Genomic DNA, 15,547 nt, shown 5'->3' on the forward strand with positions numbered 1-15,547 from the left:
GTGGTGCGGTGGTGGGCGCCGGGTCGGTTCCGGTCGGCTCCGCCGTCGGCGGCTCGCCGCCCTGCTCGCCGGGGTCGGTGAGTGCCGCGACCGGGCGGGGCGCCGGGGTGGCGGGAACGGCCGGAACCGGCAGGACGGCGAGGGAGGCCAGCGCGCAGAGCGCGACGGACATGCCGAGCGCGGGCACGGCTCGCCGGCCCGGCACCCGGCGTCCGGGTGGTTCGTCCACGCTGGCCATCGGACCTCCGGTGACAACGGATCGGGGGTCCCATCGTCGGTTTGGTTGTCGGAGCGCACCAGTCCCACCCGGAAACAAATTCGTAACGTGTCCGGTACCGGCCAGTCGGCCGGGCGGTAGGCTGCCGACCGTGGACGGTTACCTGGGCTCGTACGCGACGCTCGGGCTCCTACTGCTCGTCGGCGCGCTCTTCTTCGTGGCGGCGTTCACGGCCAACCGGGTGCTGCGCCCGGCGCGCCCCGCCGAGCCGGCCGGCAAGCGGACGAGCTACGAGTCCGGGATCGATCCGGTCGGCGGCGACTGGGCGCAGATGCAGATCCGCTACTACGTGTACGCGTACCTCTACGTCCTCTTCGCGGTCGAGGCGGTGTTCCTCTTCCCCTGGGCCGTCGTCTTCGACCGGCCGGGCTTCGGCCTGGTCACGGTCGTCGAGATGGCGATCTTCGTAGCGGTGCTGGCGCTCGGCATCCTCTACGCCTGGCGCCGCGACATCCTGCGCTGGACCTGAGCACGACAGGTCGCCACGGCGCTCCCCGGCGGCTCAGGCGAGGCCGCGCCGGGTCGCCACCGGTGGGCGATCGCCGCGGATCGAGGCGACCATGTCGAGCACCCGGCGGGTGGGGCGCACCTGGTGGGCCCGGAACACCCGGGCGCCCAGCCAGGCGGAGACGGCGGTCGCGGCGAGGGTGCCCTCCAGCCGCTCACCGACCGGCAGGTCCAGCGTCTCCCCGACGAAGTCCTTGTTCGAGAGCGCGACCAGCAGCGGCCAGCCGGTCGCGGTCAGCTCGTCCAGCCGGCGGGTGATCTCCAGCGAGTGCCGGGTGTTCTTGCCGAAGTCGTGCGCCGGGTCGATCAGGATCCCGTCGGGGCGTACCCCCAAACCGACCGCCCGTTCCGCGAGCCCGGTCACCGTGGCGATCACGTCGCCCACGACGTCGTCGAAGGCGGCCCGGTGCGGGCGGGTCCGGGGCGCCAGCCCGCCGGCGTGCGAGCAGACGAGCCCGGCGCCGGTCTCCGCGGCGACCCGGGCCAGCGCCGGGTCCGCGCCGGACCAGGTGTCGTTGAGCAGGTCGGCCCCGGCGGCGACCGCCTCCACGGCGACCTCCGCCCGCCACGTGTCGATGGAGATCACCACGTCGGGGAAGGCGGCGCGGACGGCGGCGATGGTGCCGACCGTACGACGGATCTCCTCGGTGACGTCCACCTCGGCGCCGGGACCGGCCTTCACCCCGCCGATGTCGATGATCTCGGCGCCCTCGGTCACCGCACGCTCCACCGCCCGCAGCGCGCTCTCCGCCTCGAACGTCGCCCCCCGGTCGAAGAACGAGTCCGGTGTGCGGTTGACGATCGCCATCACCACCAGCTCACCCGGGGCGAACCTCCGCCCACCGAGCCGCAGCTCCCCGGCCATTGCCGCCTCCCTCACCCCGAGCCCCACGGGAGTTCCCCGCACCGGCCGGTCCCGACGCTAACCGGTCCGCCCGCGCGGCGTCCGCACGGTCCGTCGGCCGGGCGTCGGTGGCGGGCTCGCTCCGGATCGTTCGGCATGCCACGATCTGTGCATGGGTCAGGTTCTGCTCATGCTGGTCGTGGCGTTGACCGTCGCGGCGGTGGTCTTCGGGGTGACGGTGCTGGTCACCGGTCGTGATCCGGGGCTGGCGCCGGCCGAGCCGGACGGACGCGCCGTGCCGCTGCCGGGCGACCGTCCGCTGCGCGAGACGGACGTCGAGGAGATCCGGTTCGACACCGTGCTGCGTGGGTACCAGATGGCCCAGGTCGATCGGGCGTTGCGTCGCGCCGCCTACGACCTCGGCTACAAGTCCGAATTGATCGGTGTGCTGGAAGCGGAGGTCGCCGCGTTGCGGGAGGGCCGGACGGCGGACGCGGAGACCCTGCGGCGGGCGCGCGAACAGTCCGCCGTGGGCGCCCCGACCTCGACCGGGATCGTGGCCGTGCCCGGCGGCGACCGCCCGGACGGGCCGGCGGACGTGGCGGTCGGCAGCGCCGAGCCCTTCGTCCCCGCCGACGGCCCCGCGCCCGGCGGGACCAGCTTCCTCGGCCCCACCCGGGCCGACCCGGACGATTCGACGCCCGCCCGCAGCAAGCCGGCCGACGGCCCCGGTGGGCCCGGTCCGGTGGTGCGCTCGGAGCCGGTGTGACGGCAGAGCAGCGCGGGGAGGATCTGCCCGAGGCGGCCCAGCCGGGCGCCGGCGAGGTGACCGCGACGGTCATCGTCGACGCCCCGGCGGAACGGGTCTTCGCCGCGCTGCTCGCCTGGGAGCGGCAGTCCGACTGGATCCCGTTCACCCGGGTGCGGGTGGTCGAGGGTGACGGCCGCGAGGGGAGCCTCGTCGAGGCGCTGACCGCGCTCGGCCCCGCCGAACTCCGGGACGAGATGCGGGTGGTCCGCGTCGACGAGCCGTACGAGATCGGGGTGGTGCACTGCGGTCCGCTGCTGCGCGGGCCGGGCGTGCTGCGCTGCACCCCGCTGGCGCGGGACCGGACGCAGGTGGTCTGGCACGAGTGGTTCCACCTGCCCGGTGGCACGGCCGGTCGGGTCGCCTGGCCGGTGGTGTGGCCCGGCTCCAAGCTCGGGCTGACCCGGGCGCTGCGGCGGTTCGGTCGCCTGGTCGAGCAGGGTCGGCTGCCCTGACCCGCGGGCGGCCGCGTCGTGCGGCGGCCCGCCGGCCGTGGGTGACGGGCTGTCGGAGGTCTGGCCTAGCGTGGGCGACGTGACTGACCTGGTGATCGGCGCCGACGGGTTACCGCGCTGCGCCTGGGGAGCGAGCACCCCCGACTACGCCGCCTACCACGACACCGAGTGGGGGCAGCCACTGCACGGCGACGACGCGCTCTACGAGCGGATGACGCTCGAGGCGTTCCAGTCCGGGCTCTCCTGGCTGACCATCCTGCGCAAGCGTCCCGCCTTCCGGCTGGCCTTCGACGAGTTCCGGATCCCGACCGTGGCCGGCTACGGCGAGGCCGAGGTGACCCGGCTGCTGGCCGACGCCGGCATCGTCCGCAACCGTGCCAAGATCGAGGCCGCGATCGCGAACGCGCGGGCGGCGGCCGAGTTGCCCGAGGGGATCTCCGCGCTGCTCTGGTCGTTCGCCCCGGCCCCCCGGCCGGCCCGGCCGGCCTCCTTCGCCGAGGTACCGGCGATCACACCCGAGTCGACGGCGATGGCCAAGGCGCTCAAGAAGCGCGGCTTCCGGTTCGTCGGTCCGACCACGGCGTACGCGCTGATGCAGGCCACCGGGATGGTCGACGACCACCTCGACGGCTGCCACGTCGAGCCGACCGGCACGGCGTGATGGGATGGGGGGCATGACGACCGACACCGCGCACCGGGCGGACGGGACGAGCCGGGCGGCCAGCGCCGGCGCCTGGGCCGTCCTGCTGCCCGCCGGCCGCTACGACGCCGAGCGGCTGGTGCACCACGACACGCTCGAACTGACCGGCCTGGACGAGAGCGTCCGCCCCCGCCCCGGCGACGACGTGGTGGTGCTGATCGACGAGCCGGTGCGGGTGGTGGCGCTCGGCCGCGTCGCCGCGTCCACCGGTGCCCACCCCGACGACCCGGACGATCCGCAGTCCGACCGGGAGGCGGCCCTCGTGGTGACGTACACCCGGCGGGTGTTCGACGAGCCGCTGCCGGCCGGTCAGCTCGCTCCCGTCGGGCCGGTCACCCCGCTCGACCCGGCGGTCCACCGGGCGCTCGCCGAGCGGCTCGGCCCGCCGCCGCCGCGACGCACCTGGCTGGTCGGCCTCGATCTGCCGATCGAGGCCGACTCGCCGGCCGAGGCGGTCCGCCTCTTCTGGTCGTACGTGCAGGAGCTGGGCCCACGGGAGCTGCCCGCCTTCGTCTCGCCCGCCGGTGACGAGCTCGCCATGCAGGCGTTCGTGCTCGGGGTCGAGGCCAACCAGGATCCGGAGGAGGACGACTGAACCCGGCCGTGATCGGGCCGTCGCCCGCTCAGCGTCCCTCGAAGACCGGCCGCTCCTTGGCGACGAAGGCCATGGTGGCCGCCCGGTGGTCGGCCGTGGCGCCGCAGATGCTCTGCGCCTGAGCCTCGGCCGCGAGCGCGTCGGCGAGGGTGCCGGCGTCGGCGATGGAGAGCTGTCGCTTGATCGCCCCGTACGCCACCGTCGGCCCGGCCGCCAGCCGCGCGGCCAGCTCCTGCGCCGCCGGCAGCACCTGCTCGTCGTCGTCGACCAGGCGGTTGAGCAGCCCGAGCCGGCAGGCCTCCTCGGCGCGTACCGGCTCGGCGAGCATCAGCAGCTCGACCGCCTTGGCGTGACCGACCAGCCGGGGCAGCGTCCACGAGGCGCCGGTGTCGGCAGCGAGCCCGACCTTCGCGAACGCCATCAGGAAGCTGGTGCTGGGACCGCCGACCCGGATGTCGGCCAGGAAGGCCAGCGAGGCGCCGGCCCCGGCGGCCATCCCGCGCACCGCCGCCACCACCGGCTTCGGCAGGTTGGCGAGCCGAGCGGCGATCGGGTTGTAGTGCGCCCCGACGGTGGAGAGCGGATCGCCGCCGGCGGATTCCAGAGTGGCCACGTGCTCGCGCAGGTCCTGCCCGGCGCTGAACGAGCCGCCCGCCCCGGCGAGCACCACGGCCCGGCAGCTGCGGTCGGTCTCCAGTTCGGCCAGGACCTCCCGGAGCGCCTCCTTCAGCGCCACGTCGAACGCGTTCATCGCCTTCGGGCGGTTCAGCGTCAGCGTGACGACGGCGTCGGTCCGGTCGACGAGCAGCGGCTCGGTCACGTGTCTAACGACCCTTCTGTCGGGCGATGCGGTTGCCGGCGTCGAGGCACCTCTCGACGTACCGGTCGGCGGCGGGGCGCAGCCGGGTCGCGTGCCGGTCGAAGAAGCTGGCGGCGGCGGTGCCGGGCCAGCGCTCCGGAAGCAGCGCGGGGGGCAGTTGCGGGTCCCGGAACAGGAAGGTACGCCACGCGTGCACCAGCCGGAACCGGGCGGCGTACGCCTCCTCGTCGCCGCTGCGTACGGTCACCCTGGCGATCGCGGGTCGTTGCTCGGCCACGAACTGCTCGTACGCCCGGCCGATCTCGGTGAGGTCCCAGGCGCGGCGTACCACGGCCATGGCGCCCGGGGTGCCGGCGGCGTGCGTCGCGGTGAACCGCTCGTACCGCACCCCCGCCTCGCTGAGCAGGACGTCCACGTCCTCGCCCGGGCGGGTCGCCACCCAGGTGCACTCGTCGAGCGTCCCGTAGCCGAGGAAGGTCAGGTTCGCGGCGAGTCGTTGGCGTTCCCGGCGTGAGGTCGGGGCCTCCAGCACGAGCAGGTCGAACCGGTTGTCCCAGCCGATCCGCCCCGTCCGGTAGATCCGGGCGGCCGCCTCGTCGAGTCGCCGCGCCGCCTTGGGAGTGATCGAGTAGCCCGGCCCGGACGCGAGTTTGAGTGGGTCGAGCCAGCCCTGGCGGACCATCCGGGAGACCGCGGTGCGGACGGCCGGCGGGGCGATGCCCAGCGGCGCCAGCAGCTTGACCAGGGCGGCCACCGGTGCCCGGCCACCCCTCGCCCGGAGGTGGTCGCCGTACAGGTCGAAGAGTGCCGACCGTGCCTGCATGACCGCACATTGTGACAGGCCTTCTCAAGATAAGCTAGATGCTGTTACATCAATGCTGCTTCGGTTTGGGTCCGGCGGTGTTCATCAGGGAAAATCGTTGGTCGACGCCTCCGCGATGATTGCGGGTGGTCGTGAGGAAGTGGCTGTGGGGCAACCCACCGACCCTGGTGTAGGTCTGAGGGGAGACAACATGGCGGCGATGAAGCCGCGGACGGGCGACGGTCCGCTGGAAGTCACCAAGGAGGGCCGGGGCATCGTCATGCGGGTCCCGCTGGAAGGCGGTGGCCGGCTCGTCGTCGAGATGACTCCAGACGAGGCCAACGCGCTCGGTGACGCGCTGAAGGCGGCCGCCGGCTGATCGAGAAACGATCTGGGCGGCGCCGCCGTCCCGACGGTTCGTCATACCCTGAGCCACCGGCCCGGCCGGTGGCTCAGGGCTTCACCGGTGCGGAACGCCCCGCATCGAGAGATTTCCTGGAGGTACGGTTCCGCGTGCTCGCCATCCGTCTGTTCGCCGAGCCCGACCGGCTCGACACACTCGTCCTGCCCGTCCGACCGGCCGCAGACGCGGAGGGCGGCGACGCGCCGACCATCCCGATCCCGACCGCAGCCACGCTGCCCGACGGCGTCGCCGACGAGGCCGCCGCGCTGGTGGGGGCCGCACGGCTCACCGGTCGGGCCGGCGAGACCCGGACCCATCTCCGCCCGGGGCACAGCCCGGGCCTGCTGGTCCTGGCCGGGGTGGGCGACGCGGACGAGGCGGGCTGGCGGCGGGCCGGCGCGGCGATCGCCCGGACGGTCGCCGACGAGCGGCACGCCACAGTCGTGCTCCCGGCCGACGCCTCCCCGGTCGCGGTGCGGGGGCTCTGCGAGGGGCTGCTGCTCGCCTCCTACCGGTTCCGGCTCACCGACGCCGGTGAGGCGCCCGCGCTGGCCGGGGTGGATCTCGTGGTCACCGATCCGGACGACCATCTGGCGGTGGTCGAGACCGCCCGCACCACGGCCCGGGTGACCCGGCTGGCCCGCGACCTCACCAACATGCCCTCCTCGGTGAAGAACCCGGAGTGGTTCGCTTCACAGGTCGCGGAGCGGGCCGACGGAACGCCGGACCTGCACCTGCGGGTACGCGGGCCGGCCGAGCTGGCGGCCGAGGGCTTCGGCGGCATCCTCGCCGTCGGCGGTGGCTCGGCGAGCACTCCGCGCCTGGTCGAGCTGGACTGGCACCCGGCCGGCGCGCGTACCCACGTGGTGCTGGTCGGCAAGGGCATCACCTTCGACACCGGCGGCATCTCGATCAAGCCCGTGCCGGCGATGAAGCTGATGCGCAAGGACATGGGCGGGGCCGCCGCGGTGGTCGCCGCCACCCTCGGCGCGGCCGCGCTGCGGCTGCCCGTCCGGGTCACCACCCTGGCCCCCCTCGCCGAGAACGCGGTGAGCGGGTCCGCGTTCCGCCCCGGCGACGTCGTCCGCCACTACGGCGGGGTCACCAGCGAGACCACCAACTCCGACGCCGAGGGACGCCTCGTCCTCGCCGACGCGATCAGCTACGCGGTGCGGGAACTCAAGCCGGACGTGCTGGTCGACCTGGCCACGCTGACCGGCGCGAACGCGGTGGCGCTGGGCAAGCGCACCGCCGCCCTCTACAGCGAGAACGACGACCTGGCCGGCGGCTTCCTCGCCGCCGTCGAGGCGGCCGGGGAGCAGGCCTGGCGGATGCCGCTGCCGACGGAGTACGTCGAGTACCTGGGCAGCGAGGTGGCGGACCTGTTCAGCGCGCCGACGCAGGGGGCCGGATCGGTGCTCGCCGCGCTCTACCTGCGCGAGTTCACCGACCACCTGCGGGACCGTTGGGTGCACGTGGACATGTCGGCGCCGTCCTGGGCGGACGCGGACGACGCGGAGCTGGCGAAGGGCGCGACCGGGTGGGGCGTACGGTCGCTGCTGCGCTGGCTGGCGACGCTCGACTGACCGGGGTGGCGGACGGCCCCGGCGGACCGACGGCCCGCCGGGGCGGTCAGCACTTGACGGCGGCGAGCAGCCCGTGCCCGGCCGGCAACAGGGCCGGGATCCAGTGCTCCGACTCCCGGATCGCCTTGATCGTCTCCCGGACCGTCACCGTCTCCGCGTCCCGGGCGGCCGGGTCGCCGATCCGGCCGCCGGCCAGCACCCCGTTGAGTACGAGGACGCCGCCGGGGCGCAGCAGCCGCAGCGCCGCCTCGACGCAGGCGTGGAAACCGGTCACCTCGGCGTCGACGAAGAGCAGGTCGTAGGCGCCGTCCGCGAGCCGCGGCAGCACGTCGAAGGCGCGGCCGGTGATGATCCGGGTACGGCCGGCCGCGAAGCCCGCCTCGGTGAAGATCCGCCGGGCGATCCGCTGATGCTCCACCTCGACGTCGATGGTGGTGAGCACGCCGTCCGCGCGCATTCCGCGCAGTAGCCAGACGCCACTCACCCCGGTGCCGGTGCCGATCTCGACCACCGCCCGGGCGTTGCCGGCGGCGGCGAGCAGGCGCAGCGCGGCACCCGCGCCGGGGGTCACCGCATCGAGACCCACCTCGCGGGCCAGGCTGCGGGCGGTGCGGAGCACGAGGTCCTCGGTGACGTACGACTCGGCGAAGTGCAGGGCCGGGTTCGTGGAACTGCCGGAACCGGCGACCGTGGCGATGGGGCACCTCCGGGCGGCGAAGTGGTGCGAGGGGTGGGCTCGCGGCTATGAGCCTAGAGCGGACCCTCCGTACGTGCAGCCGCGCGTCCCGCCCGCGCGATCACGACGACAACCGCTGACCCCAACCCGGACATCCGTGCAATCCTGGAAGCGGTGTCCCGTCAGCCGCGGCCGACGCGCTTGTCGTGGTCGCGAGACGCGGGGCCCGGGGGACGGACTGGGAGGCACCAACGTGACCGACGGCTGGGACTGGCGCCGGCCCGGTGATACTCCGGCGTCAGCGGCACCGCCGGTGGCAGGCGGCCCGCCGGCCGCGACGCCGGGACACCCCGCGTCGCCCTGGTGGTCCGACGCGCTCGCCGATCCGTGGCGGGACCCGGCGGCGCCGGCGGCGGTGATCGTCCCGCTGGGGAACGCCGCCGGTACGGAGCCCGAACCGGTGAGCGATCCGGACGCGCCCGGTCGACCGAAGCTCCGTCAGCTGCTCCTCGTCCCGCTGGTCACCGCGCTGCTCGCGGGTGCCCTCGGCGGCGCTCTCGGTTACGCGCTGGCGGTGCGCGGCGGGGTGGGCGGCGGCACGGTGCTCGGCGCCGAACCGGGCCAGGCGCCCGCGCTCGCCCAGCGCCGGCCGGAGTCCCTGGCCGCGGTCGCCGAGCGGGTGCTGCCCAGCGTGGTGACCATCCGGGTGAGCAGCCTCGGCGGGACGAGCGAGGGCTCCGGCTTCGTCGCGAGCGCCGACGGGCACGTGATCACCAACGACCACGTGGTGGCCGGCGGCACCGGCCGGGCCTCGGTGATCTTCAACGACGGCACCTCGTCCCCGGCGAAGCTGGTCGGTCAGGATCCGGAGTCGGACATCGCCGTCATCAAGGTGGAGCGCTCCGGCCTGCGGCCTGTGGAGTTCGGCGACTCCGACGCGCTGGCGGTGGGCGATCCGGTGCTCGCCATCGGTTCGCCCCTCTCGCTGACGAACACGGTGACCGCGGGCATCGTGAGCGCCCTGGACCGGACGATGCAGGCCGGGGAGCCGGGCGGGCCGGTCCGCTACTACGCGGCGATCCAGACCGACGCCGCGGTCAACCACGGCAACTCCGGCGGTCCGCTGGTCGACTCGGCGGGCCGGGTGATCGGGGTGAACTCCACGATCAAGTCGTTGGTGTCGGAGGGGCAGGAGGCGGGCAACATCGGTCTCGCCTTCGCCATCCCGATCAACCAGGCGAAGCGGGTGACCCAGGACATCATCGGCACCGGCAAGGCCCGGCGTACGGTGATCGGCGCCCAGGTGGGCGGGCCGAACGCCGCCGTTCCCGGCGGCGGCGTACGTCTCGAGTCGATCGAGCCCTCCGGCCCGGCCCAGGCGGCGGGGCTGCGGGCCGGTGACGTGGTCATGCGGCTGAACGGGCGGCCGATGACCGAGCCGAGCGACCTGATCGCACTGGTCCGCAAGTTCGCCCCCGGTTCCGTCGTCACGGTCGAGTACCGCCGGGGGTCGAGCAGGCAGAACGCCTCGGTGACGTTGGCCGCGGACGCAAAGTGAACACCTTCTCACCCCCTCCCCGGCCCGCCCCCGCCGTGCGTAGTCTTGCTCCTGACGCCGAGAGGGGACCCGCAGGATGCTCGACAACCTGAACTGGTGGGAGATCGGTGCGCTGCTGCTCCTGGCGCTGCTGATCTTCGGCGACCGGCTGCCCACGGTCATCAACGACGGGCTGCGGATGGTGCGCAACCTGCGCAACATGGCGCGCAGCGCCACCACCGACCTGAGCAAGGAGCTCGGCACCGACATCCAGCTCGAGGATCTGCACCCGAAGGCGTTCATCCGCAAGCACCTGCTCAGCGAGGAGGACGAGCAGGCGATCCGGAAGCCCCTGCAGGGCGTCTACGACAACCTGCGCGCGGACGTCACCGGCGTGCACAGCGAACTGAAGGATGTGGCGAACGCCGCCGACCCGCGGTCGAACGGCCGTACGTCCACCGCCACGGAGAGCGCCTCTTCGGCGCCCGCCCAGCGCGTCAGCTACGACGACGCCACCTGACCTCACCCGCTCGGCCCGGCCGGGACGGCCCGGAGTAGCGCCGGATCGTTGTCAGCACGGTCGGGACCGCCTCGCGGCCGTAGCTGCCGGGGGAGGCTGATGCTCGGGGTTCGCGCCCTTTGGAGCTGAGTCGTTCACGCCATCACGCGACCGCTGCGGCGCAGGGCAGCGGCTACTCAGCGCGCCCGCCGAGCCGCCACGCGCCGTGAATCGGCTACGACATCAGCTCCGAAGGCGCGCACCTGGACACAGTCGTCGGCGAGCGAGAGGCACCCGAGACCCCGGGTCGGCGGGGCAGCGGCCGCCGCCAGGCTGCCACGGCCCACGGCCCAGGGCCGGGGCCGGGGCCGGGGCCAGGGTTGTGGCGTGCCGCAGGTGTCAGCGGCCGGCGGGCTTGAGGCCGAGCGGCTTGCCCAGCAGCGACTCACGCCGGACGGCGAGCCGGTCGGCCACCTGGCCCAGCGCCGCCGCGGCGGGCGACTCCGGCGCGGCCAGCACGATCGGGTCGCCCGCGTCGCCGGCCTCACGTACCCGGGTGTCGAGCGGGATCTGCCCGAGCAGCGGCACCTGGGCGCCGATGGTCCGGCTCAGCGACTCGGCCACGGTCTGCCCGCCGCCGGAGCCGAAGATCTCCATCCGGGAGCCGTCGGGCAGCTCCAGCCAGGACATGTTCTCGATCACACCGACCACCCGCTGGTGGGTCTGCAACGCGATCGCGCCGGCCCGCTCCGCCACCTCGGCGGCGGCGGCCTGCGGGGTGGTCACCACGAGGATCTCCGAGTTGGGCAGCAGCTGGGCCAGCGAGATGGCCACGTCGCCGGTGCCCGGGGGCAGGTCGAGCAGGAGCACGTCCAGGTCGCCCCAGTAGACGTCCGCGAGGAACTGCTGCAACGCCCGGTGCAGCATCGGGCCGCGCCACACCACTGCCGCGTTGCCGGCGGTGAACATGCCGATCGAGATGACCTTCACGCCGTGCGCCTGCGGCGGCATGATCATGTCTTCGACCCGGGTCGGGAGGCCGTCCGCGCCGAGCATCCGGGGCACCGAGTGCCCGTAGATGTCCGCGTCGACGACGCCGACGGAGAGCCCCCGCGCGGCCAGCGCCGCCGCCAGGTTGACCGTGACGCTGGACTTGCCGACGCCGCCCTTGCCGCTGGCCACCGCGTAGACCCGGGTGCGGGAGCCGGGCTGGGCGAACGGGATCACCGGCTCGGCGGTGGCCGTGCCGCCGCGCAGCTTCGCCTGCAGCGACTGGCGCTGCTCGGGGCTCATCACCCCGAACTCGATCTGCACACCCGTCACGCCGGGCACCGCGGCGACCGCGGCGGTGATGTCCGCGCGCAGTTTGTCCTTGAGCGGGCAGCCGGCGACGGTGAGCAGCAGCTCGACCCGTACCACGCCGTCCGTGCCGATCACCGCGGAGCGGACCATGTCCAGCTCGGTGATGGGCCGGCGGATCTCCGGGTCGTTGACCGTGGCCAGGGCGGCCTGGATCGCGTCCTCGACGGTGCTGGCGGGTGCTGACATGCCCGCAATGCTACGTCGACGGTGATCCGCGGCCGCGTCAGCGGGGGGCGGTGTGAGCGAATCGATGGCCCCCGCCGGCCACCCGACCGGGGGCTGGACGGCCCCCCGACGAAGTGGGACGATCGAGGCGGAACGCCGCTCGCCTGGCCCCTTGAGGCGCGCGGCGTTCAAGCGTCCGGGGCGCGACCCGTCGGCGGCCTCACCCGGTCGAGTCGCGCGGGGCCGCCGCGCCCCCGCCCGCCGCGAAGTCGCCGTCCAGATCGTCCCGGGGCTCCGCCAGCCCCTCGTTGCCGGCCGTACGGGTCGGCTTCCCCTGCTGGCGCCGATCGAGTCGCTGCCGGCGCTGGTTCGCCTCGTCCAGTTCCTCGGCCAGCCGGGCCAGTTCCGTGCGGACGAAGTCCCGGGTGGCCACCTCGCCCAGCGCGATCCGCAGCGCGGCGATCTCCCGGGCCAGGTACTCGGTGTCCGCCTTCTGCGCGGTGGCCCGACGCCGGTCCTCCTCCAGGGCGACCCGGTCCCGGTCCGCCTGCCGGTTCTGCGCCAGCAGGATGAGCGGGGCCGCGTAGCTGGCCTGCAGCGACAGTACGAGCGTGAGGAAGGTGAAAGTGTACGGGTCGAAGCGGACGCTGGGCGGCGCCAGCGTGTTCCAGCCGAACCAGAGCCCGATCACCAACGTCATGTAGACGATGAAGTTGGCGGTGCCCATGCTCCGGGCGATCCCCTCCGACCAGCGGCCGAAGGCCTCCGGGTCGAAGCGGGGCAGTTTGACGCCCCGGGGCTCGCGCGGCTGATCGAGCCGGCCCGCCCGCCGCTGCTCAGCCATCGGCACCGTCCGTCTCGGTCTGGGCCGTCATCGCGTCCCGGTCCCGCCAGTCCCGCGGAAGCGAGTGGTCCAGCACGTCGTCGACCGTCACCGCACCGACGAGCCGGTTGTTCTGGTCGATGACCGGCATGGCGACCAGGTCGTACGTGGCCATCCGGCGGGTGATCTCCGGCAGCGGGGTGGCCGGCTGCAACGGGTCGATGTCGTTGACCACCACCCCGCCGAGCAGGTCGGCCGGCGGTTCGCGGAGCAGCCGCTGGAAGTGCACCATGCCCAGGTAGCGTCCGGTCGGTGTGGTCATCGGGGCGCGGGCCACGAAGACCTGCGCCGCCACCGCGGGCGAGAGCTGGGGCTCACGGATCCGGGCCAGCGCCTCCGCCACCGTGGCGTCCGGCGGCATGATGACCGGCTCGGAGGTCATCACGCTGCCCGCGGTGCCGGGGCTGTACTTGAGCAGCTGCCGCACCGGGTCGGCCTCGTCCGGCTGCATCAGGTCGAGCAGCACGTCCTGCTCCGGCGGGGGCAGCTCGTTGAGCAGGTCGGCGGCGTCGTCCGGATCCATCTCCTCCAGCACGTCGGCGGCCCGCTCCCGGTCCAGCGCGGCGAGGATCTCCACCTGGTCGTGCTCGGGCAGCTCGCTGAGCACGTCGGCCAGCCGCTCGTCGTCGAGGGCGGCGGCCACCTCGTTGCGCCGCGCGTCGGGCAGATCCTGCAGCACGTTCGCCAGGTCGGCCGGGCGCATGTCCTCCAGCACGGCGAGCAGGTTCGCCGTGCCCCGGGCGTCGGCGATGCCGGTCAGCCCGCGTACCCGCTCCCACTCGACCTGGTGCAGGTGGCCCCGGCGGGCGAGCCGACCGGTCTGCTCGCGTACGGCCACCCGGGTGAGGGCCCACTCGCCGCCCCGGCTGCACTCCATCGCCACGTCCACCACCGCGCCGGACTGGCCGCCCGGGTCGAGCTGCACCCGGCGGTCCAGCAGCTCCTGGATGACCAGCAGTTCGTTCGGGCGCTTCTCGAAGCGACGCAGGTTGAGCGTGCCGGTGCCGAGCACGACGGCTTCCGCGTCGATCGAGGTGATCCGGTTGATGGAGAGGAAGATCCGCCGGCGCATCGGCATCTCGGCGACCAGGCCCACGATCTCCGGGCGCTGGGTCAGCCGGAGCCGGGCCACCGCGTCGCGTACCCGCCCGACCAGGTCGCCGTTCGGATCGAAGACGGCGACTCCGGCCAGCCGGGCGAGGTAGACGCGGGTCGGCGATGTCACGGCCACCAGCCTAAGCGCCTAGGGTTTACCAGCATGTCGACCTTGTCCTACGAGATCGTGGACGTCTTCACCGACCGCCCGTTCGCCGGTAACCCGCTCGCCGTGGTCTTCGGTGCCGAAGCCCTGGCCACCGAGCAGATGCAGGCGCTCGCGCTGGAGTTCAACCTCTCCGAGACGGTGTTCGTGCTGCCCGCCACACAGGCCGGCGCCACCTACCGGGCCCGCATCTTCACCCCGACGGACGAGCTGCCGTTCGCCGGGCATCCGAGTGTCGGGGCGGCCGTGGTGGCGGCCCGGCGGGGCGTGTTCGCCGTGGGGCAGGTCGCGCAGGAGTGCACGGCCGGCATCATGCCGATCGAGGTCACCGAGACCGGGGCGACGTTGACCGGCGGCGTACCGACCCTGGGTCCGGAGCTGGACCCGGAGCCGCTGCTGGAGATCGCGGGCCTCACCGCGGCCGACCACGCCGGCCCCGCGCCCCGGGTCGCCGGGTGCGGGCTGGAGTTCCCGTACCTGCCGGTCCGCCCCGACGCGGTGGCCCGGGCCCGGGTGAACCCGGCCGCGGCGCAACGAGTCGGACTGGATCATGTGAGCGTCTTCTCCTGGGACGCGGCCGGCCAAACCGCGCACAGCCGGGTCTTCGTGCCCGGCATGGGCGTTCCCGAGGACCCGGCGACCGGGTCGGCGGCGCTGGGCCTCGGCGTGTGGCTGGTGGCCAGCGGTCTGCTCCCCGGCGACGGCCGCTCCCGCTACACCGTCCGGCAGGGCATCGAGATCAACCGGCCCTCCTCGCTCGCCTGCACGGTCACGGCGGCCAACGGCGCGGCGGTCGGTACCACCGTGGCGGGGCAGGTCGTCCCGGTGGCCCGGGGCGAGATCATGGTGCCGCCGTTCGTCGGCTGAACGGCGTACGGCGACGCGGACTCGGATCGGCTGGGGGAGGATGGCGTCGTGACGGATGAGGACGGGCGGCGCGGCACGCCACTGGTCGATGAGGTGATCAAGAAGGCCGCGGTGGCCTGGGTGACGGTCGCCGGCGAGCCGGCCCGCGGGCTCTGGTGCGCTCCGCTGGAGGGCGCGCTGCTCGTGGTCAGCGGCCCCGGCGAGCAGGCGGCGCCGGGGCTCGCCGAGGCGACCGAGGTGCACGTCACCATGCGCGGTGACCACGGCGGCCGGATCGTGACCTGGTCGGCCCGCGTCGACCGGCTGCTGCCGGGCACCGAGGAGTGGGAGACCGTCGCCCCGCTGGTCGCGGGGAAGCGGCTGAACGCTCCCGGGTCCAGCGCCGACCTGGTGCGGCGCTGGGCCGACGAGGGCTGCGCGCTGACCCGGCTCACGCCGGCCGGCGACGCGGTCTCCGGGGAGGCCCTGCCCACCGGCTCGCTCGCCGAGCCGGTGGGCAG

19 protein-coding genes are annotated in these 15,547 nt (G+C 74.1%); 11 read left to right on the plus strand and 8 right to left on the minus strand.

The features are described 5' to 3' along the window. The coding region (locus E1211_RS22375) for a hypothetical protein (protein ID WP_371686190.1) at positions 1 to 238 on the minus strand (238 nt) is incomplete at its 3' end. Positions 239 to 368: 130 nt separating this feature from the next. Here E1211_RS22375 and ndhC point away from each other — a divergent pair. Then, positions 369 to 746, plus strand: a complete 378-nt coding sequence (gene ndhC / locus E1211_RS22380; protein WP_132350974.1) for an NADH-quinone oxidoreductase subunit A — start codon at positions 369 to 371, stop codon at positions 744 to 746. A gap of 33 nt (positions 747 to 779) precedes the next feature. On the opposite strand, the gene folP is transcribed toward ndhC, so the two are convergent. Then, positions 780 to 1,649 (minus strand): dihydropteroate synthase, encoded by an 870-nt coding sequence (gene folP, locus E1211_RS22385; RefSeq protein ID WP_132350975.1) that lies wholly within the window; start codon positions 1,647 to 1,649, stop codon positions 780 to 782. Positions 1,650 to 1,800: 151 nt separating this feature from the next. Between folP and E1211_RS22390 the strand changes: the two genes are divergently transcribed. The 4 genes from E1211_RS22390 (at position 1,801) to E1211_RS22405 (ending at position 4,186) form a co-directional block, all read left to right on the plus strand. Further along, positions 1,801 to 2,397 (plus strand): DivIVA domain-containing protein, encoded by a 597-nt coding sequence (locus E1211_RS22390; RefSeq protein WP_132350976.1) that lies wholly within the window; start codon positions 1,801 to 1,803, stop codon positions 2,395 to 2,397. Beyond that, a complete protein-coding gene (locus E1211_RS22395; RefSeq protein ID WP_132350977.1) occupies positions 2,394 to 2,891 on the plus strand; it encodes an SRPBCC family protein in 498 nt (165 codons plus the stop codon). Before E1211_RS22390 ends, E1211_RS22395 begins: the two co-directional genes overlap by 4 nt. 79 nt (positions 2,892 to 2,970) lie before the next feature. After that, positions 2,971 to 3,552 carry a DNA-3-methyladenine glycosylase I gene (locus E1211_RS22400; RefSeq protein WP_132350978.1) on the plus strand — a complete coding sequence of 194 codons (582 nt, stop codon included), beginning with the start codon at positions 2,971 to 2,973 and terminating at the stop codon, positions 3,550 to 3,552. Positions 3,553 to 3,565: 13 nt separating this feature from the next. Next, entirely contained in the window at positions 3,566 to 4,186 is a 621-nt protein-coding gene (locus E1211_RS22405; RefSeq protein ID WP_132350979.1) for a hypothetical protein, read from the plus strand. Positions 4,187 to 4,214: 28 nt separating this feature from the next. On the opposite strand, the gene E1211_RS22410 is transcribed toward E1211_RS22405, so the two are convergent. Both E1211_RS22410 and E1211_RS22415 read right to left on the minus strand, forming a co-directional pair. Further along, positions 4,215 to 5,006, minus strand: coding sequence for an enoyl-CoA hydratase-related protein (locus E1211_RS22410; RefSeq protein ID WP_132350980.1), 792 nt, complete (start codon positions 5,004 to 5,006; stop codon positions 4,215 to 4,217). A 4-nt stretch (positions 5,007 to 5,010) separates the two neighbouring features. Continuing rightward, on the minus strand, positions 5,011 to 5,829 hold the full coding sequence (locus E1211_RS22415) for a PaaX family transcriptional regulator C-terminal domain-containing protein (RefSeq protein WP_132350981.1): 819 nt from the start codon (positions 5,827 to 5,829) through the stop codon (positions 5,011 to 5,013). A gap of 190 nt (positions 5,830 to 6,019) precedes the next feature. On the opposite strand from E1211_RS22415, the gene E1211_RS22420 reads away from it, so the two are divergent. Both E1211_RS22420 and E1211_RS22425 read left to right on the plus strand, forming a co-directional pair. After that, a complete protein-coding gene (locus E1211_RS22420; protein ID WP_007455245.1) occupies positions 6,020 to 6,187 on the plus strand; it encodes a DUF3117 domain-containing protein in 168 nt (55 codons plus the stop codon). Between the two features lie 134 nt (positions 6,188 to 6,321). After that, a complete protein-coding gene (locus E1211_RS22425) occupies positions 6,322 to 7,797 on the plus strand; it encodes a M17 family metallopeptidase (RefSeq protein ID WP_132350982.1) in 1,476 nt (491 codons plus the stop codon). Between the two features lie 46 nt (positions 7,798 to 7,843). Here E1211_RS22425 and E1211_RS22430 read toward each other — a convergent pair whose 3' ends face one another. Continuing rightward, entirely contained in the window at positions 7,844 to 8,416 is a 573-nt protein-coding gene (locus E1211_RS22430) for an O-methyltransferase (RefSeq protein WP_132350983.1), read from the minus strand. A 295-nt stretch (positions 8,417 to 8,711) separates the two neighbouring features. Here E1211_RS22430 and E1211_RS22435 point away from each other — a divergent pair, with 295 nt between their 5' ends. Both E1211_RS22435 and E1211_RS22440 read left to right on the plus strand, forming a co-directional pair. Next, positions 8,712 to 10,031: a S1C family serine protease gene (locus tag E1211_RS22435; protein ID WP_207915472.1), complete on the plus strand. Its 1,320-nt coding sequence runs from the start codon at positions 8,712 to 8,714 to the stop codon at positions 10,029 to 10,031. A 76-nt stretch (positions 10,032 to 10,107) separates the two neighbouring features. Further along, complete coding sequence (locus E1211_RS22440) at positions 10,108 to 10,530, plus strand: preprotein translocase subunit TatB (protein WP_132350985.1); 423 nt, start codon at positions 10,108 to 10,110, stop codon at positions 10,528 to 10,530. 378 nt (positions 10,531 to 10,908) lie between these two features. Here E1211_RS22440 and E1211_RS22445 read toward each other — a convergent pair whose 3' ends face one another. From E1211_RS22445 to E1211_RS22455, 3 genes are all read right to left on the minus strand, one after another. Then, positions 10,909 to 12,057: a P-loop NTPase gene (locus E1211_RS22445; RefSeq protein WP_132350986.1), complete on the minus strand. Its 1,149-nt coding sequence runs from the start codon at positions 12,055 to 12,057 to the stop codon at positions 10,909 to 10,911. 199 nt (positions 12,058 to 12,256) lie between these two features. Then, positions 12,257 to 12,880, minus strand: a complete 624-nt coding sequence (locus E1211_RS22450) for a DUF1003 domain-containing protein (RefSeq protein ID WP_132350987.1) — start codon at positions 12,878 to 12,880, stop codon at positions 12,257 to 12,259. Beyond that, positions 12,873 to 14,144, minus strand: coding sequence for a magnesium transporter MgtE N-terminal domain-containing protein (locus tag E1211_RS22455; protein ID WP_132350988.1), 1,272 nt, complete (start codon positions 14,142 to 14,144; stop codon positions 12,873 to 12,875). Before E1211_RS22455 ends, E1211_RS22450 begins: the two co-directional genes overlap by 8 nt. A 33-nt stretch (positions 14,145 to 14,177) precedes the next feature. On the opposite strand from E1211_RS22455, the gene E1211_RS22460 reads away from it, so the two are divergent. Continuing rightward, the gene (locus E1211_RS22460) at positions 14,178 to 15,047 is read left to right on the plus strand and encodes a PhzF family phenazine biosynthesis protein (RefSeq protein ID WP_132350989.1); all 870 of its coding nucleotides are present in this window, start codon (positions 14,178 to 14,180) and stop codon (positions 15,045 to 15,047) included. A 30-nt stretch (positions 15,048 to 15,077) separates the two neighbouring features. Continuing rightward, positions 15,078 to 15,547: hypothetical protein (locus tag E1211_RS22465; RefSeq protein WP_371686191.1), on the plus strand; the 470-nt coding region annotated here is incomplete at its 3' end.

The organism is Micromonospora sp. 15K316 (genome assembly GCF_004348525.1).
Classification (GTDB): domain Bacteria; phylum Actinomycetota; class Actinomycetes; order Mycobacteriales; family Micromonosporaceae; genus Micromonospora.